This is a genomic window from Pseudomonas sp. GW821-FHT09E12, assembly GCF_059416085.1.
In genome coordinates, this window is the sequence record NZ_JBWKOM010000001.1 from 24,526 (window position 1) to 48,260 (window position 23,735).

The 23,735-nt window shown below is 65.5% G+C and carries 15 protein-coding genes; 2 read left to right on the forward strand and 13 right to left on the reverse strand.

Annotated elements, in window-relative coordinates:
* Nucleotides 1-13: 13 nt before the first annotated feature.
* Nucleotides 14-640: a TetR/AcrR family transcriptional regulator gene (locus AC07PQ_RS00115; RefSeq protein ID WP_493184835.1), complete on the reverse strand. Its 627-nt coding sequence runs from the start codon at nt 638-640 to the stop codon at nt 14-16.
* Nucleotides 641-712: 72 nt separating this feature from the next.
* Here AC07PQ_RS00115 and AC07PQ_RS00120 point away from each other — a divergent pair, with 72 nt between their 5' ends.
* On the forward strand, nt 713-1,921 hold the full coding sequence (locus AC07PQ_RS00120) for a serine hydrolase domain-containing protein (RefSeq protein WP_493184834.1): 1,209 nt from the start codon (nt 713-715) through the stop codon (nt 1,919-1,921).
* Here AC07PQ_RS00120 and AC07PQ_RS00125 read toward each other — a convergent pair.
* Both AC07PQ_RS00125 and AC07PQ_RS00130 read right to left on the reverse strand, forming a co-directional pair.
* The gene (locus AC07PQ_RS00125) at nt 1,906-4,194 is read right to left on the reverse strand and encodes an ATP-dependent DNA helicase (protein ID WP_493184833.1); all 2,289 of its coding nucleotides are present in this window, start codon (nt 4,192-4,194) and stop codon (nt 1,906-1,908) included. The two genes, AC07PQ_RS00120 and AC07PQ_RS00125, sit on opposite strands and share 16 nt — an antisense overlap.
* Nucleotides 4,191-5,843 carry a VRR-NUC domain-containing protein gene (locus AC07PQ_RS00130; RefSeq protein ID WP_493184832.1) on the reverse strand — a complete coding sequence of 551 codons (1,653 nt, stop codon included), beginning with the start codon at nt 5,841-5,843 and terminating at the stop codon, nt 4,191-4,193. Before AC07PQ_RS00130 ends, AC07PQ_RS00125 begins: the two co-directional genes overlap by 4 nt.
* 218 nt (nt 5,844-6,061) lie before the next feature.
* Between AC07PQ_RS00130 and AC07PQ_RS00135 the strand changes: the two genes are divergently transcribed.
* A complete protein-coding gene (locus AC07PQ_RS00135) occupies nt 6,062-6,286 on the forward strand; it encodes a YgdI/YgdR family lipoprotein (RefSeq protein ID WP_493184831.1) in 225 nt (74 codons plus the stop codon).
* A gap of 20 nt (nt 6,287-6,306) precedes the next feature.
* On the opposite strand, the gene AC07PQ_RS00140 is transcribed toward AC07PQ_RS00135, so the two are convergent.
* The 10 genes from AC07PQ_RS00140 to AC07PQ_RS00185 all read right to left on the reverse strand — a co-directional run bounded on the left by AC07PQ_RS00140 (nt 6,307) and on the right by AC07PQ_RS00185 (nt 23,729).
* Nucleotides 6,307-6,699 carry a hypothetical protein gene (locus AC07PQ_RS00140; protein WP_493184830.1) on the reverse strand — a complete coding sequence of 131 codons (393 nt, stop codon included), beginning with the start codon at nt 6,697-6,699 and terminating at the stop codon, nt 6,307-6,309.
* Nucleotides 6,700-7,010: 311 nt separating this feature from the next.
* Nucleotides 7,011-8,864 (reverse strand): polyurethane esterase, encoded by a 1,854-nt coding sequence (locus AC07PQ_RS00145; protein ID WP_007922769.1) that lies wholly within the window; start codon nt 8,862-8,864, stop codon nt 7,011-7,013.
* Between the two features lie 107 nt (nt 8,865-8,971).
* Nucleotides 8,972-10,672 carry a polyurethane esterase gene (locus tag AC07PQ_RS00150; protein WP_493184829.1) on the reverse strand — a complete coding sequence of 567 codons (1,701 nt, stop codon included), beginning with the start codon at nt 10,670-10,672 and terminating at the stop codon, nt 8,972-8,974.
* 37 nt (nt 10,673-10,709) lie between these two features.
* Nucleotides 10,710-13,793, reverse strand: coding sequence for an autotransporter domain-containing protein (locus AC07PQ_RS00155; protein WP_493184828.1), 3,084 nt, complete (start codon nt 13,791-13,793; stop codon nt 10,710-10,712).
* Nucleotides 13,794-13,990: 197 nt separating this feature from the next.
* Nucleotides 13,991-16,978 carry an autotransporter serine peptidase EprS gene (eprS, locus tag AC07PQ_RS00160; protein ID WP_493184827.1) on the reverse strand — a complete coding sequence of 996 codons (2,988 nt, stop codon included), beginning with the start codon at nt 16,976-16,978 and terminating at the stop codon, nt 13,991-13,993.
* 72 nt (nt 16,979-17,050) lie between these two features.
* Complete coding sequence (locus AC07PQ_RS00165; RefSeq protein ID WP_277588719.1) at nt 17,051-18,406, reverse strand: TolC family outer membrane protein; 1,356 nt, start codon at nt 18,404-18,406, stop codon at nt 17,051-17,053.
* A 2-nt stretch (nt 18,407-18,408) separates the two neighbouring features.
* Entirely contained in the window at nt 18,409-19,725 is a 1,317-nt protein-coding gene (locus tag AC07PQ_RS00170; RefSeq protein ID WP_492571372.1) for an HlyD family type I secretion periplasmic adaptor subunit, read from the reverse strand.
* 14 nt (nt 19,726-19,739) lie between these two features.
* Entirely contained in the window at nt 19,740-21,551 is a 1,812-nt protein-coding gene (locus tag AC07PQ_RS00175) for a type I secretion system permease/ATPase (RefSeq protein WP_007922779.1), read from the reverse strand.
* A gap of 240 nt (nt 21,552-21,791) precedes the next feature.
* Nucleotides 21,792-22,175 carry an AprI/Inh family metalloprotease inhibitor gene (locus AC07PQ_RS00180; RefSeq protein WP_493184826.1) on the reverse strand — a complete coding sequence of 128 codons (384 nt, stop codon included), beginning with the start codon at nt 22,173-22,175 and terminating at the stop codon, nt 21,792-21,794.
* Nucleotides 22,176-22,280: 105 nt separating this feature from the next.
* Nucleotides 22,281-23,729 (reverse strand): serralysin family metalloprotease, encoded by a 1,449-nt coding sequence (locus AC07PQ_RS00185; protein ID WP_007922785.1) that lies wholly within the window; start codon nt 23,727-23,729, stop codon nt 22,281-22,283.
* Nucleotides 23,730-23,735: the final 6 nt, after the last annotated feature.

The following is a 23,735-nucleotide window of genomic DNA, read 5'->3' on the forward strand; positions in this document are numbered from 1 at the left end:
GGCCGGCATGCCGTCAGGCCCTGGCCCGCTGTATTTCCTGCCCCGCCAACTCGCCGATGGCCAGCAACGCTGCGCAATCCGCACCATCCTGGGCCTGTACCGACATGCCTTGAATGATCGCCCCGATATACCGGGCCAGCGCCGCTGCCTGGGTATCGGCGCGCAGTTGCCCGTTGGCGATGCCCTGCTCGATATGCGCTTCAAAGGCCTTGAGGGTGTTGGCCCTCAGGGCACTGACGAACTCCCGCAGCGCATCGTTTTCCACCGCGCAGGTCAGGGTCGCGGTGGAAATCATGCAGCCCCGCGGCCGCCCGGGCAGGCTGTATTCATGGGCCGCCTCGCACAGCAGGCGGAGGAAACCGTCCACCACATCCGCCTCCTCGCGCAGTGCCCGCTCGGCAAAGGCGCCAGTGCTGCGCTGGTAATGCGCCAGCGCCTGCTGGTAAAGCTCGGCCTTGGACCTGAACGCGGCATACAGGCTTTGCACGGTGATGCCCATGGCCGCCGACAACTCCGGCATCGAGGCGCCTTCATAGCCCAGGCGCCAGAACACCTCTGCCGCAAGGCCCAGGACCTGGTCGCGATCAAAGGCAATCGGCCGTCCACGACGGCGCACCACGGCAGCAGGATTATTTATCATAGTGATCACTATTGAAATTAGAACGAATGCCGGTTAATCATAGCGGACATTGTGATTATAGAGGCTCTCCCCATGGATCTACCCCATAAAGGTCTGCTCGCCCTGGCCGCCACCCTCGGCGCTTCGCTGGCCAGCGCCGCCACGCCGGACGAGGAACTCGGCAGGCGCATGGACACGGCCATCGAACGCGCCATCGGCGAACAGCGGATCGTCGGCACCGTGGTGGTGGTGATGCGCGACGGCCAGGTGGTGTACCAGCGCGCCGCCGGTTTCGCCGATCGGGAGGCGGCCCGGCCCATGACCGGCGACACCATCCTGCGCCTGGCCTCTATCACCAAGCCCATGGTGTCCGTGGTCGCCATGCGCCTGGTGGAACAGGGCACGCTGTCCCTGGACGATAGGGTCAGCCAATGGCTGGCGGATTTCCGCCCAAGGCTGGCCGATGGCACCCGCCCGCCGATCACCCTCAAGCAATTGCTCACCCACACCGCCGGCCTGAGCTATGGCTTTCTCGAGGCCGAGCATGGGGCGTATCGCACGGCCGGGGTGTCGGATGGCCTGGCCGAGCCGGGCATGAGCCTGGAAGACAACCTCAAACGCATTGCCAGCGTGCCCTTGAGTTATCCGCCGGGTACGCAGTGGCGCTATTCCATGGCCATCGACGTGCTCGGCGCCGTGCTGGAAAAGGCCAGCGGCAAAAGCCTGCCGGCCCTGACCGAGGAACTGGTCACCCTGCCTTTGCACATGAACGACACCGCGTTCTCGGTCAAGGACCCTGCCCGCCTCGGCGCGGTGTACCGCGATGACCGTCCGCGGCCGAGCCGGATGCAGGACGAGGCGGCGATCAGGGTCGGCGAAAGCACCACGCTGTTCTCCCTCAAGCGGATCTTCGACCCGCGCGCCTACCCTTCCGGTGGCGCCGGCATGGCCGGTACCGCCATGGACGTGGCGCGTTTTCTCGACACCTTGCGCCAGGGTGGCGGCCCGCTGCTTTCCGCCCGCAGCGTGCAGGCGATGATGACCGACCAGGTCGGCGCCCAGGCGCAGACCCAGGGGCCTGGCTGGGGCTTCGGCTACGGCTGGGCGGTACTGGACGATCCGGCCCTGGCCGGCACCCCGCAATCCCGGGGCACCCTGCAATGGGGCGGCGCCTACGGCCACAGCTGGTTTGTCGACCCGCAGGCCAGGCTGACCGTGGTGGCGCTGACCAACACCGCCTTCGAGGGCATGTCGGGAGCTTTCACCCGGGAAATCCGCGACGCCGCCTACCCGGCGCCCTGAAGCATCTCGCCGCCCGGAGCGTCGAGCGCCCACCAGCCCGGCAGCAATTGCCGGACCCGGGGATCGGCGAACCGGTCGTCGATCAGCATCACCACACCGCGGTCCTGCTGGCTGCGAATCACCCGGCCCGCGGCCTGCACCACCTTCTGCAGGCCGGGATACAGGTAGGTGTAGTCGTAACCGGCGCCGAAAATCGCCGCCATGCGCTGTTTCATCTGCTCATTCACCGGGTTCAGCTGGGCCAGGCCGAGGGTGGCGATAAAGGCGCCGATCAGCCGCGAACCCGGCAGGTCGATGCCCTCGCCGAACGCCCCGCCCAGCACGGCGAAACCCACCCCCTGGCCATCGGCGTCGAAGCGCTCGAGAAACCCCTGGCGTTGCCCTTCATCCATCCCGCGCGACTGTTGCCACAGAGGAATATCCGGGTGCTGTTCGGCCAGCAGGCTGGCCACCTGCTGCAAGTAATCGAAGCTGCTGAAGAACGCCAGGTAGTTGCCAGGGCGCTGGCGGAACTGGCTGGCGATCAGCTCGACGATGGGCGCCAGGGACGCCTGGCGATGGGCGAAACGGGTGGAGATCCGGCTGACGATGTGCACGTCCAGCTGCGCGGCACTGAACGGCGACTCCACGTCCACCCACACCGTGGTCTCCGGCAGCCCCAGCAGGTCGCGGTAGTAATGCCAGGGGTTGAGGGTCGCCGAGAACAGCACCGTACTGCGCGCGGCGCTCAGCCGCGGCGCGAGGAAACCCGCCGGCACCACGTTGCGCAGGCACAGCTCGGACAGGCTGCGCCGGGCATTGAGTTCGCGCTTGCTGATATCGAACAGGAACTGCCCATCGAACAGTTCGGCCACCCGGGCGAATTGCAGGGCATCGAAATAGAAGCCCTGCAACCGGCTGTCCAGCCCTTGCGGGTGGTCGCCCAGGTAATCGCCGATCGCCGAGATACACAGCGACAGCGCCTTGAGCAACGGGGCCGGCGCCTGATCGTAGGCCTGGTACGGCCGCAGCTGTTCCTTGTGCAGGGCATTCCATTCGCGGTTGAGCCGTTGCAGCGGCTTCTTCAGCGGCTCCGGGGCAACCTGGCGCACGGCGTTCAACTGGTACTGGTCGAGGCTGGCGCTGTACATCGAGCGCCCGCGCTCCACCAGGTTGTGCGCTTCGTCCACCAGCGCGGCGACCTTCCATTGGTTGGCCTGCGCCAGGCCGAACAGCAAGGCGCTGAAATCGAAGTAGTAGTTGTAGTCCGCCACCAGCAGATCGCTCCAGCGGGCCATTTCCTGGCTCAGGTAATACGGGCACAGCCCATGCGCCAGGGCGATCTCGCGCAGCGCCTGCTGGTCCAGCAAGGACCGCTGGCTCGCCGCCTGCCGCGCCGCCGGCAGACGGTCGTAGAAACCCTTGGCCAGCGGGCAGGACTCGCCATGACAGGCCAGCTCCGGGTGCTCGCAGGCCTTGTCCCGCGCCACCAGTTCCAGCACCCGCAACGGCAACCCGGGGCTGCGTTCGAACAGCACCTGGGCGGCATCCAGCGCCAGTTTGCGTCCCGGGGTCTTGGCGGTGAGGAAGAACAGCTTGTCCAGCTGCTGCCCCGGCATCGCCTTGAGCATGGGAAACACCGTGCCCAGGGTCTTGCCGATCCCGGTCGGCGCCTGGGCCATCAGGCAGCGCCCGGTGCTCACCGCCTTGTACACCGACTCGGCCAGCGCGCGCTGCCCAGGGCGGAAGTCGGGATGGGGGAAACCCAGCGCCGCCATGGCCTGGTCGCGGGCGTGCCTGTGGGCCAGCTCCTGCTCGGCCCACTGCAGGAACAGGCTGCATTGGCGGTTGAAGAACTGCTCCAGGGCCTGGGCCTCGTGCTCTTCCACCAGCGACGTCTCGCGCTCGCTGAGGATGTCGAAATACACCAGCGCCAGACGGATGCTGCTCAACTGCAACTGCTGGCACAGCAGCCAGCCATAGACCTTCGCCTGGGCCCAATGCAGCTGGCGATGGTTGGCCGGCATGCGCTCCAGGTCGCCGCGGTAGGTCTTGACCTCTTCCAACAGGTTGGCGTCCGGGTCGTAGCCGTCCGCCCTGCCCTTGACCGTCAACGCGCCGAAGCTGCCTTCGAGGGGCACCTCGCTCCGATAGTTCGCGCTGCGCCGCGCCGCCACCGTGCGATGGCCCTGGATGCCTTCCAGCGCGGTGGGCGACGGGGTGAAGCGCAGATCGAGGTCGCCGACCTTGGCGGTGAATTCGCACAGCGCCCGTACCGCGATGCGGTAGTTCACCCGTCCTGCTCCGCCCATTGCACGTAGCAGACCGCCACCGGCATCTGGTGCTGCCGGCAGAACTCCAGCCAGCGCAGTTGGTTGTCCTGCAGGCGGTCGCCAGGGCCCTTGACCTCGATCATCCGGTAGGTTTTCTGCTGCGGCCAGAACTGGATCAGGTCCGGCATGCCGGCGCGGTTGGCCTTGATGTCCTGCAGCAGGCGCTCGAACCAGTGCTTGAGGTGCTCGGCCGGCAGACAGGCCAGTGCCTGCTCCAGCAACTCTTCGTCGAGGACGCCCCAGAACACGAAAGGCGACTGCACGCCCCACTTGTCGAGGTAGCGCTGGCGGATGGTCTGCGCGTAACGCCCGTCATCCAGCTCCGCCAGGCAGGCCTGGAACAGCTCGGCGCGACGGCTGTGGAAGTCCTCGCTCAACAGATCCGCCGGGCCGCGCTGGAACGGATGGAAGAACGCCCCGGGCAGCGGTGCGAAGATCGCCGGCCAGCAGAGCAGCCCGAACAGCGAATTGATCAGGCTGTTCTCCACGTAGTGCACCGGCGCCTGCTCCTCGTGGAGATGGGCCTGCACATGGAATTCCACCGACAGCGCCGGATCGACCCGCGGCAGGCTGAGGTCCAGGCGCAGCGTCGGCTGGGTGCCGCCGCGCGGCGTGGCCGGGCCGCCGAGCTTGCGCCGCAACCTGGGCAGCAGCCGCAGCAGTTGCTGCTGCTCGGCCGCGTTGTGCGGGGCCAGTGCCGCCGCCTCGGCCAGGGCCAGCGCCTGCGGGTAATCGCCGCTGCGCTCGAAGACGCGGATCAGCCGCGCTCTCGCCCCGGGATCGGCGCAGGCCTGGTAGATGGCGGCCGCCAGCGGCCATTCTGCTAGCCGCTCGCAATGCTGCCCCAGCAGGAACAGCAGCTTGGCCCGGCGCCGCTGCAACCAGGGATTGTCGCTGGCGAACGCCTGGATGCTCGCCAGCACCTCCTGCAGCGCCGCGCCGTTTTCAAAATGCTGCCGACAGTCCTCCAGGTACAGGAAACCCTCGACGTCGGCGCGGCTGCGCAGCGCCCGGGCGTCGTCGCGAAACTCGACCTTCTCGTAGGTGAAGATGCCCAGGTCGGCCAGCACGAACTCCGACCAGTCCTGGTGCAGGTTGCCGAAGAACATCAGGCGCAGGCGATCGCACAGCGCCATGACCGTCAGGCTGCACACCCCGTCTTCCAGATCCGGGCACCATTGGCCCAGGCTCCGCGGCTCGTCGAACAACGGCGCCAAGGCGGCCAGCCAGTCGGACTTGCGGGCCTTCGGCTGCTCGATTTGCGCGCGAAAAACGTGGAGGATCTCCGCCTTCTGCAACAGGTTGAACAGCTCTTCCAGGGTCAGCGGCGCCTGCTCGTCGACCCAGCCCAGGCGCACCAGCGGCGCGACGGCCGCGCGAGTATCGCCAATTTCTTCATAGACCAGTCGGGACGTGCGAAAATGACAGCCTTTGCGCATGATCATGCGCACCAGCAGGGCCTGGGATGGCTGGGCCAGCGTCGAGAAGTCGTCGATGAAGCTACGCTCTTCGGGTGACAGCACATCGGCGTAGCGCAGCTTGAGCCACGCCAGCACCTGCTGGAAGTTGTGCAGGTAATAAAGAGGGTTTTCCAGAGGGTTGGAAGTCACAGGACAAGCGCGCCGCAAAGAGGTTGATACTGGTTATGCATACAGATAACAGCTGCCGACCTGCCCTGGCAAACACTATTGGATAAGTGGCGTTACAGGTTTTTTTACGGGGCCGCAGAACTTTCTTGCGGTTAATCACACCAAGGGCGGATAGCCATATAGTCGCGAGCCGCCAATCATGGGTGGACTCACAGAGATTCATGAAGAGAGGTTTGTCTATGAACGTCAAATACCTGGGCCTGCCGTTGGCCGTCACAGCCTTCCTGGCACTGGGCGGCTGTGCCTCGCCAACCGTGGTGACACTGCAGAACGGCACGCAATACCTGACCAAGGACATGCCTAACGCCAAGACCGCCGACGGGTTCTACGAATTCGAAGACATCGCCGGCAAGAAAATCCGCATCAAGGCGGCCGATGTCGCCACCGTCCGCCAAGAAGACTGACCGATCGAACCCGGTCGCCCTCAGGGCGACCAGGGTGCCGAGTTCTGCCCCGGCACGCTGTTATCGCAGGAAATGTAGTGCTGTTCCCCGCGCTTCTGCAGTTCGCCACGCACCCGCTGACACCGCTCGAACTCCCGGGCCGCCGCATTATCGATGCTGATATTGCCGGTGGCTTCAGGCTTTTTACCCTCCCCCAGGGTCACGCTCGCCCAAGGCCGCTCCGCGTCGATATGAAAGCGGCTGCCCGGTTCGGGCTGCACTTCTTTTTCGGTGGCCTGCGCGGCGGCCGGTAGCTGGTCCGGGGTCACGCCGTAGCGCTTGAGGATCGACTGCTGAGGCAAGTCCTCGGCCATTGCGCTGCCCGCCATCAGGACCAGCGCCAGACCGATGACATACCTCTGGTTATCACTCACCTTGTGTTTCTCCTACTGTTCACTGTTGCCATTGAATGAGCCTCGGCAGCGGCTGCCTGCCTTGATAACGCGCAAGCCCCCGCGGACTTTAAGGGCCCGGAGCGCGCACGCGGCATCCACCCGCCTGGCGACAGGCCGATGTTTTATCGAGCGCTGTGTCACAGGGGCAGGTATTGGAGTCACTTCCAGGCTGGCGGGTCACCCTTTGGGCAAATACCCTTGGTTTTGGCGAAAAAAGTGCGGTCGAGGGACACACAAAGGCAAACCCGTGACCGCGCGAGGCAAAACTCGCCACCCCGCGCGGTCGGGCTTCAGGCGATGGTGATGCTCGCACCGTTGAGGCTGTCCAGGCTCACCCCTACCAGGGTCACCGAGTCGCCGCCAAAGGTCAGCAGGGTATCGTTGCCCACGGTGCTGGCGTGGGCGCGGAAGTCGTCGTTGGCGACCACGCCTGCGACGCCGAGGAACACCAGTTTGTCGCTGCTCTGGTAACCCAGCACCCGGTCCTGGCCGAAGTTGCCGCTGAACAGCAAGGTATTGCTGCCCCCGCCCGCCTGCAGCAGGTCGTTGCCCGCGCCGCCGACCAGCACATCGTTACCCTGGCCGCCAATCAGGTGGTCATCGCCGTCCAGGCCGAACAGCCAGTCGCCGCCGGCGTGGGCGGTCAGGGTATTGGCCGCGGCGTCGCCCTTCACCGAAGCGGCGTACTGGGTCAGGTTGCTCCCCGCCAGCAGGCCCTTGTCGGTGACGCTGTGGGTCACATCGTCCTTGAACAGGCCCCAGAGGAACCCCGGCTCCTTGCTGGTGATCGCGCCGATATCGCGGGTGATGCTGATGCCGCCATTGGCATCGCGCACATACAGGGTGCCGGCGCCGTCGTTGGCGAAACTGAAGTTCTTCACCGACTGCTGCAGGTCCAGGGTGTTGTGGCCCTGCCCGCCCAGCAGGATGTTGTAGCCGCCGGCATCGCGAAAGGTATCGTTGCCGGCGCGGCCTTCGAGGTAGTCGTTGCCCTGGCCGCCCTGGATCAGGTCGTTGCTGTCGGTGCCGATGATAAAGGTGCTGCCCTTGTGGGTTTCGGCATTGCGGTTGAGGTCCTGGACCCAGGTGGTGGCCCGCGCCGGGTCCGACAGGTTGGCGACGATGATGGTCGAGTCCTTGCTCGTCAGGTCGTAGAACTTCGACTCGAGGATCCGTGTCATGCCGTCGCCGTAGCCGGTGGGCAGGTGCGACAGCCAGGTCGGGATATTCAGGATGGAGAACGGCAGCAGGTTCCAGGCCGCCGAGGCGTAATGGTCGTTGAAACTGACGATGTTGTTGGTCGCCGACTCCTGCGCCGTGTCGTGCACGCCGAGGGATGCCAGGTTGAACGAAGAGCCGTCGAGGGCGCGGAACACCGGATCGTTTTCGTAGCCGATATTCAGCACCTTGTCCCCCGCGCTCTGGGTCGGCGAGGCGTAGGCGACGTAGCTGGCATCCTGGTAGAACCCCGACCAGTGATCGCCACTCAGGTCCGCCAGGCTGTTGACCGCCAGGCCGCCGAGGCTGTGGCCGCTGACCAGGATGTCCTTGCCCGTCAGGCCATTGGCCTGGGCGAAGGCCGCGACATCGGCGAGCAGTTTGCCGAAGGCTTCGCCGGCGTAGTTTTTCGCGTAGTCCCTGGGCCCGAACGCCGCCAGCAGGTCGTTGATCACATCGCCGATGGAGTCGCCGATCACCGATTCACGGGGACCGCTGGTGCCGCGAAAGGCAATGCCGATGGAGGTCAGGTGGCCCTGATCGTCGTACTTGCCGAGCACTTCCGCCTGGGCGGTGGTGTAGCCGGCCTTTTCCCCGTAGTAGGTGCCCCTGAAGTCGGTCTTGCCGTCGTAGCCCAGCTGGGAAGCGCCGATCGGTGTCCAGCCGGCCTTTTGCACCGCCTCCAGCGCGGCCTTCTCCGAGTCGGGGTTCCAGGGCAGCCCGGGAATCACCCCTTGCGAGTCGCTGCTGCCGATCAGCCCCGTCACCAGGGTCGCCGGCAGGCCGAGGCCGAAGCCGTACTGCTGATAGCCGGCGGAAAAACCGTTGTCGAGGTTGTGGTAGGAATACAGCGTGATCGCCAGCGCATCGGAAAACAGCGCCTTTGAGTCTTCTGTGCCGAGGTTCTTGTAGTCATACACACCCATGGTATTGCCTCTCTTTGTTGTTGAACTTTATTCGAGATAGCTCACGCGGACGGGACGCCTTCAGCTGGCGCCCCGCCCTTAGTGCAATGCCTCCTTGCGTTTTTTATCTAGGCGAAGACGATCCCCCCTGCAGAGAGGTTGTCCGGCGCGACCCCGACCAGCGTCACGGCGTAGTCGCCGACGCTGAGCAAGGTGTCCTGGCCGCTCTGTGACAGGTGCTGCGTGTAGTCATAGCCCTGCCCCGCGCCCGCCACGCCCATGAACACCAGCTTGTCGCTGCCCTGGTAGCCATGGATCGCGTCGAAGCCGAAGGCGCCGCTGAACAGGAAGGTGTTGGCCCCGCCGCCGCTGGAGTACATGACATCGTTGCCGGCGCCGCCGACAAAGGTCACGTCGCTCTTGTCGCTGCGCAGCACATCGTCGCCGCCGTGACCGAACAGCCAGTCGCCGTCGACGCTGGCCACCAGCGCATTGCCGTAGGCGTCGCCATTGAGCGAATGGTTGTAGTGAGTCAACTGGTTGCCGGCCAGCAGGCCCTGGTCGGTCACGCTGTGGGTCACCTCCTTGCTGAACAGGCCCCAGGCGAAACCCGGCTCCTTGCTCACCAGCGCGCCGATATCGCGGGTCATGCTGATGCCGCCATAGGCATCGCGCACGTACAGGGTGCCGTCACCATCGTTGACCACGCTGAACTTGCCCAGCGACTGCTGCAGGTCGAAGACGTTATGCCCCTTGCCACCCAGCAGGATGTTGTAGCCGCCTGCGTCGCGGAAGGTGTCGTTGCCGTCGCGGCCCTCGATGAAGTCGTTGCCGCGTCCGCCCTTGAGCAGGTCGCTGCCGTCGGTGCCGAAGATAAAGGTGCTGCCCTTGTGCGGTTCGGCGTTGCGGTTGAGGTCCTCGACCCAGGTCTTGCCCCGATTGGCCTCGGACAAGGTGGAGACGATCAGGGTCGAGTCCTTGCTGGTCAGGTCGTAGAACGCCGAATCCACCACCCGGTTCAAGCCATCGGCGTAACCTGCGGAACCGTGGGCCTTCCACGACAGCGGGTTGAGGATGCTCTGCGGCAGCAGGTTCTCCAGGGTCGACGCGTAGTGCTCGTTGAAGTTGACGATGTTGTTGGTCGCCGACGCCTGGACCTTGTCATGGCTGCCCAGGGACGACGCGTTGAAGGTGGTACCGTCAAGCACCCTGAACACCGGATCGTTTTCGTAGCCGATGTTCAGCACCTTGTCCCCCGGGCTCTGGGTCGGCGAGGCGAACGCCACATAGCGGGCGTCAGCGTAGAAACCGCCCCAGTGCTCGCCGCTCAGCTCGGCCAGGCTGTTGACCCCCAGGCCGCCCAGGCTGTGGCCGCTGACCAGTACATCCTGGCCGCTCAGGCCCTGGGCCTTGGCGAACTCGGCGACGCTGGCGAACAGCTTGTCGAAGGCATTCTTGCTGTAGTTCGCCGCGTAGCCCACCGGCCCGACCGCCGCCAGCAGGTTGTTCTTGATGTCGCCCAGGGTATCGCCCAAGCCCAGGCCGCCAGTGCCGCGAAAGGCGATGCCGATCGACAGCAACTTGCCAGCCTCGTCGTAACGCCCCAGCACCTCCACTTCGGCGCTGGTAAAGCCTGGCTGCTCGCCGAAGAAGGTGCCCTGGGGCCCGACCTTGCCCTGGTACCCCAGCCGCTCGGCACCAATCGCCGTCCAGCCCGACGCCAACGGCTGCCCGGTGGGCGTGTAGGCGTAGAGCGTCAACGCCAGGGCATCGCTGTACAGCGCCTTGCCCGCCTCGCCCTTGAAACTCCGGTAATCGAATACACCCATGTTGTGTCTCACTCTTATGGTCATTGGCCCGCAGGCCTCAGAACTGCCAGTCCAGGGTCAGGCCGACCCCGTGACTCTTGTCCCGAGAACCCAGCAGGCCGTTGTAGTCCAGGTTTACCCGGGTATCGCGCCCCAGCAACAGGCCGGCGCGAGCCCCGACCACAGCGGCGTTACGATCCAGCGCAACGCTCTGTATGTTGAACGAACCACCATTGGCAAAAGCCAGGTGCTGGTCCGAATGGGTGTCGCTCAGGTTGTGCTGCCAGCCGAGGGTGCCGGCCAGTTCCAGCTGCCGGGCATCGGACAGGGCGAAGCGTTTGCTGGCCCGCAGGCCGAGGGTCGAGAGCACCGCGTCGCGGTTGTCATCGCCACTGCGCAGGGCGGTGGCCCCGCCTTTTTCGCGGAAGCTGTCGCTGCCCACATGCACGTAGGCCAGGTTGACGAAGGGCTCCAGGGCCACACCTGGCAGCGCCACTTGCCACGCTGCTTCGGTGAACAGCTGGGCGGTCTGGGCGTCGCGCTTGACCTTTTGCCGGTCCGAGAACTCGCCGTATTGCAGGTCACGCTTCACATCGATGCGATGCCAGCTGTAGGAACCACCGACGCTCAGGCGCACGGCATCCAGCTGATGGCCCAGGTAGGCACCCAGGTGATAGCTGTCCACCGAGGCCTGGGAATGGGTGCCGTCGCCCATGCTCAGGGAACTGTCGCTGTAGCCGGTGAACAGGCCAAGACGGGTGTCCTCGGCGATCAAGCCATCGACCCCGGCGAGCAGACCGCCGATCGAGGTGGTGTAGTCGGCATGGTCATAACCGCCATCGGCCTTGCCCCAGGCCCCCAGCACCTTGAACCACACATTGTTGTCGCTGGCCGCGGGCGCCGACGAATCGAGCAGGCCGTCCTGACGCAGACGGTCGCCCACCGCATCGCGCAGCTGGCGACTGTCGTTGATCAGCAGCGTGCCGATGGCTGGATGGATCTCCCCGGTCAGTTGCTGGAAGGCTTGTTGCGCGCTGGCGGCGTTCTCCGACAGCAGCAGGCTTTCGTACACCGGATTGCTCGCCCCCAGTCTCTCGGCGGCAGCCGCCACGGAACGCTGGTTCGGGGTCAGGCCGACGTCGCTGAAGGACGTGGCGTTACGCGCGACCTGCAACTGCACGCCGGTGGCGGTGTAATCGAGGTTGCCACCGAGGAACAGGTAGTTCGGCGCGATCGAAGCGAAACGACCGTCGATGCCACCGGCCGCCTGCAGGATGTTGTATTGCCGGCCGAGCAGGCTTTGCGCCTCGCGGGCACTGAGCAGGGTCGGGCTGTTCTCCAGGGCCAGGGTCACATTGGCCCCTTCGACGGTGGCCTTGCCGCCAGCGACTATCTGGTCGCTGCTGGTGGGCGACAGCTCCACCGCGTAGGTCGAGCCCGGTTGCAGGGTCACGTCGCCCGCCACCTGCAAGGTGCCGATCGAGTTGCCCGGCGCCACGGTACCGCCACGGTTGGCGGTCAGCGCGGCGATGCGCCCGTTGCCGCCGAGAATGCCGCTGTCATTGACCGTCACCGCCGAGGCCAGCGAACCGTTGATGGCCAGGCGTCCCTGATTGACCAGGGTCGGGCCGCTGTAGCTGTTGTTGCCGGTCAGCACCAGGGTGCCGATACCCTGCTTGGTCAGGCCGCCGTGTCCGGAAATGTCGTTGCGCCAGACATCCAGGCCGCAAGACAGGCCAGTGCACAGGCGTTCGGTGGGTTTGCCGGCATCCACCACGGCGCCGATGCCGGGCAGGTCGACCACGAACTGGCCGGAGCCGTAGGCGCCTTCGACCCTGAACTCCTGGGGGATGTCCGCTTCGGTGACGAACATGCCCGGGCCGTCGATGCCCTTTTGCAGGTTGATCATGCCCCAGCCGTACAGCGCGTCGATGCCCGGATCGCCCATGTCGGTGGCGGTGGTCCTGAGCACCGTGGCGATCTGCGAAGCGCTCATGTACGGAAAGCGCTCCATCAGCACCGCCGCCGCGCCCGCCACATGGGGCGCGGCCATCGAGGTGCCGCTCTTGTTGGCGTAGCCGATGGTCATGTCGTCCAGGTTGGTGCCGCCGATCACCGCGCTGTAGATCCGCGTACCCGGCGCCGAGACGCAGAAGCTCGCGGTATAGCCGCAGCGCGAGGAGAAGGTGCTGAGGGTGTAGGGATTGGGGCTGGCGGTGTCCGGGTTCTTCTGCAAGGCCGCCACCGTCATCCAGTTCGGCGCGATTTCCGGCACGAAATAGGCCAGGCCGGCGATGGCGTCCGGGTTGTTCAGGTTGTAGTCGTTGCCGGCGGCGAAGATGGTCAGCACACCACCGCGGGCCGCGTCGATCGCCCCGCTGTAGGCGCCGCCCTGGCGGGTGCCCAGCAGCGGCTGGATCTGATCGAACTGCAACTGCGCGTCCTGCACGGTGAAATGCGGAAAGGCCGGGTCGCGACCGCCCTGGTCGAAGCGGTCGGTGATGCCGATGCCCCAGCTGTTGTTGATGATCCGCGCGCCGCTGTTCACCAGGGCATCCCAGCCGGCCCGGTAGACCGCGCCGTCGTTGCCGAGAATGATCCCGTCCTCGGGGCCCGGGTCGCCGTTTTCGGCGCTGATGATCTGCGCGTCGAAGGCCACGCCATGCATCGGCCCGCCGTCGCGGCTGCCCGCGGCGATCCCGCCAACGTGGGTGCCGTGGGAGCCGAGCTTGCCGTCGGAGCCCACCGAGGGCGTGCCGTCATAACGGAAGGCATCGCCGGCTTTGACCGGAATGTAAGGGTCGGTGTATTCGCGGATGCCGCTGGTGACCAGGGTGATCACCTTGTTGCTGCCGCTGAATTCCGGGTGCTGGGCATACACCGGCTGGTCGAAGATCCCCAGCTTGACGCCCTTGCCGGTATAACCGGCGGCATAGGCCTGCTCGGCATGGATCGCCCCCAGGCCCCATTCGGCGTTGAACTCGGCACTGCGCCAACTGCCGGGATCGCCCGGCTGGCCGCTTTCGACATAAGGCGCGGCCTGGGCGTTACCCGCCACGGCCAGGCCACAGATCAAAGCGCCGCAGGAGGCGCGCACCAGGCTGTTGGCCGCCGGAGCAGCCCCCGTAAATCTGTATTTCATCGGTACCTTCCTTAGTTGCCTTGCTAGAAATAGTTGCCTTGCTGGAAATAGTTGCCTTGCTAGAGGAAACGCCGCGCCAGACCCGGCGCGGGTGGTTTTACCGAACAGCCGGCCCGCCAACGACGAGCCGTGCTGTACCGATAGCGGCTGCCGTGTCGACGCGACCTTGCGTCGACACGGCGCTGTCAAAAGCCGGGTCAGAACTGCCAGTTCAGGCTCAGCCCCGCCCCGTGGTTCTTCTCACGGCTGGCCAGCTGGCCGTTGTAATCCAGGCTCAGGCGCAGGTCCCGGCTCAGCGCCAGGCTGGCATGGGCGCCGACCAGCGCGGCATTGCGCGGCAGCGAGGTGCTTTCGACGCTGAACGGCGTGCCGCCGGAAGCAAAGGCCAGGTGTTCCTCGGCCCGGGTATTGCTCAGGTTGTGCTGCCAGCCCAGGGAGCCGGAAAGGTCCAGGCGGGTTTGCCCGGACAGCTCGAGGCTTTTCAGGGCGCGCAGGCCGAGGGTACTGAGTGCGGCTTCGCGACTGTCGCTGCCGCCTTTCAACGCCGCGGCGTCGCCCTTCTCGCTGAAGCTGTCGCGGTGCAGGTGCACGTAGGCCAGGTTGGCGAACGGTTCCAGGGCCAGCGCCGGCAGGTCGAGGCGATAAGCCGCCTCGCCGAAGACCTGGCTGGTGCGGGCATCGACCTTGGCTTTCTGCTTGCCGCTGACTTCGCCGAACTGCAGGTCGCGCTTGACGTCGGCGCGATGCCAGCTGTGCGCCGCGCCCGCGCTCAGGCGCCAGGCGCCCAGCTCGTGGCCGAGGTAGGTACCCAGGTGATAGCTGTCCACCGAGGCCTTGGAATGGGTACCGCCGCCCATGCTCAGGGAGCTGTCGCTATAGCCGGCGAAGGCGCCCAGGCGCGTGCTGTCGCTGAGCGCGCCATCGGCTCCCAGCAGCAACCCGCCGATGGACGTGTTGTAGCCCTCGGTGTCGTGGCTGCCGTCGTTCTTGCCCCAGGCGCCCAGCACCTTGAGCCAGAGGTTGCCCTCGCTCTGCACCACCGCGCCCGGGACCTGCAGACGCTCGCCGACCGCATCGCGCAGCTGCCGGCTGTCGTTGAGCAGCATCGAACCCAACGCCGGGTAGATTTCCCCGGACAGCTGCTGGAACGCCTGTTGCGCCACACCGGCGCTCGGCGAGCGCAGCAGGCTTTCATACACCGGGTTGCCCGCCCCCAGCTGCTCGGCGGCGGCCGCCACCGAGCGCTGGTTCGGGGTCAGGCCGACACTGGCGAACGAGGTGGCGTTACGCCCGATGCTCAGCTGCACGCTGCTGGCCGAATAATCGAGGCTGCCGCCGAGGAACAGGTAGTTCGGCTCCACCGAGCCGAAGCGCCCGTCGATGCCGTTCGCCGCCTGGAGGATCTGGTACTGGCTGCCGATCAGGCTTTGCGTCTGCTCCAGGCTGAGCAGCTGCGGGCTGTTTTCCAGGGCCAGGGTGACCCCAGCGCCGTTGAGGGTGGCCTTGCCGCCAGCGACGATGCGGTCGCTGCTGGTGGGCGACAGCTCCACCGCATAGGTCGAGCCCGGCTGGAAGGTCACGTCCCCCGCCACCTGCAAGGTGCCGATGGAGTTGCCCGGCGCCACGGTGGCGCCGCTGTTGGCCAGCAGCGCGCCGATGCGGCCGGAACCGCCGAGGGTGCCGCCGTCATTGACCGTGACACTGGAAGCCAACGAGCCATTGACTGTCAGCAAGCCGCCGTTGACCGTGGTCGCGCCGCGATAGCTGTTGTTGCCGCTGAGCACCAGCCAGCCGGCGCCGGACTTGATCAGGCTGCCCTCGTACACCCGCTGCGCGGCGGCCGCGTCGCGGGCCATGCCGACGGCGTAGTCGGTCTTGTCCTGCTGGCTGGCGCCGGCGCCGAGGCCGTTTTCCCAGCCCTTGTCCTTCAGGGTCTGTTGCCAGGCCGCGTGTTCGGCGGCGTCCTCGCCCTGGCGCTGCAACAGCGCCTTGTCCGAGATGTCGTTGCTCCAGACATCGCCCTGCCCGGCACCCAGGTTGGCGTCGAACGATCCCAGCAACTGCCCGGGACCGTGCATGGCCCGCTCCAGGTTGGGCACGCCCCAGCCGACCAGGCTGGTGGGCGCCTCGGTGATCGAGCCGTCCAACTGGGTGGCGGTGGTCAGCAGCACCTCCAGGGCCTGCTGGTTATTCATGTAGGGATAACGCTCCATCACCAGGGCCAGCGCGCCCGTGGCATGGGGTGCGGCCATCGAGGTGCCGGACTTGGTGGCGTAACCGCCGCCGGGCACGGTGCTGGAGATCAGCCGCCCGGGCGCGGCCACGCACCAGTACTTGGCGATGCCGCACTGGTTGTAGCGCTGCTGGTTGTTCGCATCCAGGCCAGACACCGCCAGCCAGTGGCCTTCCAGCTCCGGCTGGAAGTACGGCAGCGCCGCGCGCACGCTGGCGTTGGCGTAACCGCTGTTGCCGGCGCTGAACACGTTGATCACGCCCTGGCGCGAGATATCGGCCGCCGCGTCCAGCCAGGTGCCCTGGCCATAGTGCTGGGCATAGGCGGCGTGCAGGTCGCCCAGGGTCTGGTAGCTGACACCCGGCGGCTGGCTGCCCCAGCTGTTGTTGATGGCGCGCACCCCGGCATCCGCCAGGGCGCCGTACACCGCCTTGAAGTACTGCGGGTCCGGGGTCGGGCCGAACAGGAAGCTGTCGTTCTTGTTGGTGTTGCCCACGTAGACCTGGGCATTGAAGGCCACGCCGTGCATGCCAACGCCGTCGCGGGCTGCGCCCATGGTGCCGGTGACATGGGTGCCATGGCTGTCGTTGTTGCCGTTGAGCACCCCGGAGACGCTGAACGGCGTGCCATCGACATAGGTGCCGGTGGCGGTGACCCCGTGGAAGCGCTCGGGCGAGGCTTCGCCATGGCTGGCGTCGAAGCCCGAGTCGAGGGCACCGATCTTCACCCCGCTGCCGGTGATGCCGGCGGCATAGGCGGAGCTGGCGCGCATGCGCTCCAGGCCCCAGTCCTGGGTGTATTCGGCCGATTGCCAGCTGGCCGGCACCCCCAACTGGCCGGTTTCCTGGTACTGCGCCTGGGCCATACCGGGCAGTGCTACCGCCGACAGCGTGGAGCAAGCGAGCAACGAGCGGCGACTCAGCGCCTTGAGCTGATAAAAGCGTCTATCCATGTGATGACTTCTCGTTTTTTGTTTTTGTCGAAAATGTCAGGTCGGGCCGCCCGCGGCCGCCTTTTTGTCAGTTCATGAGCCGGGCCTGAAGGCTTCGTCGACCCGGGCCAGGTCGTCTTCACGCAGGGTGCCTGCGTAGTAGTGCAACTTGGTCCAGGCCATCAAATAGTCGTAACGGGCCTGCGCCAGGTCGCGGCGCGTGGTGTACAGCTGCTGTTCGGCGTTCAGCGCGTCGAGGTTGACCCGTTCGCCGCCGAGGATGCTCTGCTTGGTCGAGACCACCAGGGCCTCGGCCGAGGTCAGCGCCTTCTGATAAGCCCGCAGCTTGCTGACCCCGGACAGGCAGGCGCTGAACTGGCGCCGCAGTTCGATCAGGGTGGTGCGGGTCTGCGAATCCAGTTCGTACTCGGCCTGTTCCATGGTCCGGCTGGCCTGGCGGGTGGCCGCCGAGACCCCGCCACCGGCGTACAGCGGCATGCTGATTTCGATGCCGATGGTGTTGGTGTCGTAGCGCTGGTTGTAGGTGTTGCCGCTTTCCGACTCGACCCGGCGCGAGGTGGCATAGGCGCTGAGCCGCGGCAAATGGCCGGCGCGGTTGCGCTCGATCTCGTAACGCGCCACTTCCACGGCCTGGCGCTGGGAGGCCAGGTTCGGGTTGTTGCTGATCGCCAGCTCATGCCAGGCGTCGTAGTTGGCCGGCGACAGGGTGAAGGACTCGAAACGCTCGCGCAGTGGGTCGAGGTCGCGGATGTCCACGGTCGGCACGCCGATCAACGCACCCAGCTCGCGCAGCGCCGCGTCCTGCTCGTCGCGGGCCTCGATCTCCTCGGCGGTGGCCAGCTCGTAGCGCGACTCCGCTTCGAGGATGTCGGTGCGGGTGCCCTCGCCCTGGCGAAACATGTGCTCGTTCTGCTGGAACTGCTGCTCGAAGGCCTTCTTCTTGGCCTGGGCGATCTCGATCTGGTCCTGGGCGAACAGCGCCTGGGTGTAGTAGGTCAGCACCCGCACCAGCAGCTCCTGGCTCTTGCCACGAAAGTTCTCGTCGGCGAACAGCGCCTGGGCCACGCCCTTGCGGTAGGAGGCATAGGCCTCGTAGTCGATCAGTGGCTGTTGCAGGGTGAAGGTGGAACCGTAGCTGTCGTAGTTGCGGTCATCGTGGCTGGTGCCGCCGCGGCCGTCGGGCACGGTGGCCTGGGAGTTGTTGCGGCCCTTGTTGTAGCTGTAGTTGAGTTTCGGCAGCAGCCCGGCGCGGCCAATGATGCGGTTCTCCAGGCCGGCATCGCGCTCCTTGATCGCGCCGAGGAACACCGGGTCGTTGCGCAAGGCCTGTTCATAGACCTGGAACGGCCCCATGGCCTGGGCGTGGGTGCATACCAGTAAAGCGACTGTGGCTCCGAAGATGGAAAACTGACTCATGCGACGGAACATCCTTATTCCTCGGTCAATGCGGAACCCGCCCGGTCGAGCAGGGGTTTGAACAGGTAGTTGAGCAGCGAGCGCTCGCCGGTACGGACGAACATCTCCGCCGGCATGCCCGGCTTGATCACCAGGCCATTGAGTTTTTCCATGGCCTGGTCGCTGACGCTGCTACGCAGCACGTAGTACGGCACGCCGGTCTTTTCATCGACCATCTGGTCGGCGGAGATCAGGCTGACCTCGCCGGACACCCGCGGCGTGCGGCTCTGATTGAAGGCGGTGAACAGGATGTCCACCGGCAGGTGGCTGCCAACCTTGTCAATCAGGTTCACCGGCAGGTGCCCTTCCACTTCCAGGCGAGTGCCCTGGGGCACGATCTCCAGCAGGTTTTCCCCGGGGCGGACCACGGCGCCCTCGGTGTGTACCCCGAGGTTGACCGCGATGCCGTCGGCCGGGGCGAGGATTTCGCTGTGCTGCAGGTCGAAACCGGCCGAGGTCAGTTGCTGTTCCAGGGTCAGGCTTTTCAGCTGGGCTTCGGCCAACTGGCTGCGCACTTCCTTCTGGTACTCCTCGCCGTGCTGTTGCAACTTGAGCCGCGACTCGAGAATGCCCTGCTCCACCCGCCCGCTTTCGCCGGTATTCTGCGCCAGTTCCTGCTGCACCTGGGACAGCTGGCGCTGGTACTCCATCAGGCGGTTGCGCGGGATGTAGCCGTTGTCCGCCAGGGGCTGCAGGTTGGCCAGCTGCTGGCGCAGGGACTCGGCCTGGTTGTTGAGGTCGGTACGCGCCCGGCGCATCCCGGCCAGTTGCGCGGTGGCGCCTTCGATACTGGCGCGGATCCCCGCCTGCTCGCGGGCGAAGGCTTCGCGGCGGCTGCTGAACAGTTGCCGCTGGCCTTCCAGCACCAGGGCCAGGCGTGGATCGGGATCGGCGCTCAGGGCCTCGGGGAAATTCACCTGCTTGAGGTTGTCGCGTTCGCTCTGCCAGCGCGCCAGGCTGGCCCAGGCCATGCGGTACTGCGCTTGCAGCGACTGCACGTCGGCTTCGACCTGGGTCTGGTCCAGGCGGAACAGCGGCTGGCCCTGCTTCACCGCCTCGCCTTCACGCACCAGGATCCGGCTGACCACCCCGCCGCTCATGGATTGCACGGCCTTGCGCTTGCCCGAGACCACCACCGTGCCTTGCACCGGGATGCCCTGGTCCAGCGGCGCCAGGGCCGCCCAGAGAAAAAAGCTGCCGGCGCCGGCCAGTGCCAGGACCCAGCCCATGCGCGCGAAAAACCGCGCATCGCGCTCGGGACGCTCCGGCGCGTAACCTTGTTCGATCATCATTTCGCTGTCCTTGCTCATGCGCCTGGGTTCCGTGTCGGGGCCTGATACTGGCGGCTCATGCTCAAGCCGCCCGGGGCCGTCGGGGCCGAGGTTTTTTCTCGCTGCTGCTGTTCCTGGTTTTGCGCCTGGTTTTGGTGTTGTGCCTGGGCACCACTGGACAGCGCCTTGAGCACTTCCTGGCTCGGGCCGAAGGCCTGCAGGCGCCCTTCGTTGAGCACCAGCAGCTTGTCGGCCTGGGCCAGCGCCGAGGAGCGATGGGTGACCAGGATCACGCTGGTGCCCTGGGCCTTCATCTGCGCGATGGCCGACGCCAGGGCGCTTTCGCCCACGGTGTCGAGGTTGGAGTTCGGCTCGTCGAGCACCACCAGGCGCGGCTGGCCATACAGCGCCCGGGCCAGGGCCACGCGCTGCTTCTGGCCGCCGGACAGGCCGCTGCCGTCATCGCCCAGCAAAGTGTCGTAGCCCTGGGGCAGGCGCAGGATCAGTTCGTGCACGCCGGCCTGTTGCGCGGCCTGCACCACCTGCTGCGGGTCGGCTTCCTGAAAGCGCGCGATGTTCTCGGCGATGCTCCCGGAAAACAGCTCGATGTCCTGGGGCAGATAACCGATGTGAGGCCCCAGTTCGTTGCGGTTCCAGCGATGGATATCGGCGCCGTCCAGACGCACCGTGCCGGCCAGGGTCGGCCATACGCCCACCAGCACCCGGGCCAGGGTGGATTTGCCGGAGCCGGAAGCGCCGAGCACCCCCAGCACCTCCCCCGCCCCGAGGTTGAAACTGACCTGCTGCAAGGTCGCCATGCGCTTGCCCGGCGGGCCGGCGCTGACCTGCTCGAAGCTCACCTGGCCCTTGGGCGCCGGCAGCGACATCGCCGTGTCGCTCGGCGGGAAGGCCTGCAGCAGCGAGTCCAGGCGCTGGTAGGCCAGCTTGGCGGAACTCCACTGCTTCCAGACGGCGATCAACTGGTCGATCGGACTCAGCACCCGGCCCATCAGGATCGAGCCGGCGATCATCATCCCGGCGGTCATGTCGCCCTTGATCACCAGCAAGGCCCCCAGGCCCAGCACCAGCGATTGCAGGCACAGGCGCAGGGTCTTGCTCAGCGAGCTGATGACCGCACCAGTGTCGCTGGCCTGGTTCTGCAGGCCGAGAAAACGCGAATGCACCTCGAACCAGCGCTTGCGCAGCGCGCCGAGCATGCCCATGGCCTGGATGGTCTCGGCATTGTGCAGGTGGCTGGTGGCCAGTTGCGTGGATTTCTGCGAATAACCGCTGGCCTCGCCCAGAGGCTTCTTGGTCATGGCCTCGTTGAGGTACGCCAGGGCGATCAGCAATACCGCGCCCGCGGTGGCGAACACCCCCAGCCAGGTATTGAACAGGAAGATCACGAACAGGTAGACGGGGAACCAGGGCGCGTCGAAGAACGCGAACAGCGCAGGACCGGTGACGAACTGGCGGATATGGGTCAGGTCGCCCAGGGACTGCCCGGCGTGGCCTTCGCCGCGAAACAGGTTGCGCTCGAAGGCCGCCTGGTAGACCCGCAGGTTGAAACGCCGCTCCAGCTGGCTGCCGATGCGAATGACGATGAAGCTGCGCACCACCTCCAGCAGGCCGATGAATGCGAAGAACCCGACCACCATCAGCGACAGCATCGCCAGGGTGGTTTCGTTCTGCGAGGAAAGTACCCGGTCGTAGACCTGGAGCATGTAGATCGAGGGGACCAGCATCAGCACGTTGATCAGGGCGGTGAAACACCCGACGCTGATCAGAATGCCTTTGTAATCGCCCAGTGCCTTGAACAGCGGTGCAGTGGTCTTCGCCATCTTCATTGGTCTTTCCTGAGCTGTAATATCCCGTGCCAGGGGCGCAGGACAAATAAACCGCCCGTACTTGAGTCGGGACATTATTGGATTTATTGCGGCGGACAGGCGAAAGAACTCTACCGTCAGACGAAACGGAGTTCTAGTTATTTAGTTGTCTTTAATCGAACGAAGGACATCGCGTATATGGCACTGCCTTATACGCTTATCCATACAGATACATTTAAAGATGCATACAGCCGCGATTATTCAGGGCGTACGCTGCAATATAATGGTTATGCCTGATTTCAAAGTGCCTTGATATAAGCCTTCTTTCTGACGACTTAGAAAGATGATCTTCGAACCCTCTTTGCCGGTCACGGCAATACCGTCCGGCTCGGGAAACCAGCCAATGGCCGCATCGCCCAACCAGGCGGAAAAACACTCGGCGCCGGCGCCCAGGGTGCCGTTCAGCTCGAGGTCCAGGGCACAGTGGTTGGCAGGTTGCGCCGGCTGCGACAGCTGCCAGTGCCCGGCCAGTTCCGCGGGGTCCGCCAATATCAGGCTGCTTGCCATGCTTGTCTCTCCATAAAACATCATCAGCGTCGCGATCAGGTACGCGCCGGCCTTAGCGATCAAGGCAGTTCGAATCATAAGGGGTTAGCTCCGGGCCACAGCCTCAGGCAGTTCGCCTGTCAATGCAAGGTCAGAGGGCGGCGTCTGGGCGCCACCCTCCTTCTTTTACCTTACCGCAATGACTCAGGCGACGATGTCGGTGTAGGCCGCCTGGCCGACGGTGCTGACCAGGAAGTCCGCCACGCCGTGCCCGGAGAAGTCCACCGACAAGGTGCTGTTGCCAGCCGAGGTGCTGAGGATCGCGTCGCCGGCGTTACCGGTGAATGCGTTCACGAAGTGCAGTCCAGCGCCCTTGGTGATGCCGGTCAGATCGATCTTGTCCAGGCCGCTGACAAAATCCAGGATCTGGTCGGCCGCACCCGGAGCAGAGTCCGAGCTCGCGCCGAAGACGAAGGTGTCGGCACCCGCGCCGCCCCAGAGCTTGTCCGCACCGCCGGCGCCGTAGAGGATGTCGTTGCCGGCACCGCCCTTGAGCTCGTTGGCCACCTTGTTGCCGATCAGCAGGTCGCTGCCCGAACCGCCGATCGCATTCTCGACGGTGACGCCCTTGGCGATGGACACGTTGCCCACCAGGCCGCCAACGTCGGAGAACGAGGTCTCATTGAGGTTGATCTTCTGGTTTTGGGTAAAACCGGAGAAGTCCAGGGTGTCCTTGCCGCCCGCGTCCCATACCGAGAACACCAGCTTGTCCGCCGACGAGGTCGCGCTGAGGAAATCGCGACCGGTGTTGGAGTTGAAGCCGTAGGTGGTGTCGCCGGTACGGGTGGTGGTGTTGGCCCCGTAGAGCTTCTGGATCGCCGCGATATCGTCCATCAGCGGGCCGGACGAATAGGCTTCGACGCCGGCCTTGCTGAAGTTCTGGCTGGTATTGCTTTCGCTCCAGTAGCTCATGACGCTGTAACCGCGCGTGTCCTGTCCATAGACCGCGTCGTTATAGGTCGGGTTACCATTCCCAGCGTTGTAGTCGCCAGGGTGGGCCAGGCCCAGGGTGTGGCCGATCTCGTGGGTCAGCGTCTGCCGGCCGTAGTTGTTCAGATCGGGGGTCTTGTTCTGGGTGTAGCTGCTGTTGATCAGGTACCAGGACGTACCGTCGTAGCCAGCACCGGTGCCCGGCAGGTAAGCGAAGGCCGCCGCGCCGTCCTGGCCGCCGCTGTAGTTGCCGAAGGTCATGTGACCGTCACCACCGGAAGCCTTTTCGGTGAAGGTGACATTGGCCACATCGGCCCAGGATTGCATGGACAGCGCGGCCTGGGCTTTCTGCTGGGCGCTGAACTGGCTGAACCCGGAGATGCCATGCTTGTACATGGTGCTCGAGGAGGCCGAGGTGAGAAAGGTATAGGTCAGTTCGATCTTGCCGTTGCCGTTGAGATCCTGGTACGCGGCACCGTCGCGCAGCAGCTGGGTGGCTGCCTGATCGACCGAGTAGGAGGGTTTGCCATTGACCGTCAGATTGCCACCCCGGTCATACTGATGGCTGAAGCTATTGATCTGGTTGTAAGCCGAACTTGCCGCGGCCAAGGGCACGAGTTCTTGTTCGGCGGTCACAATAGCTTTCGCTTTAACTTTCGACATAAACAC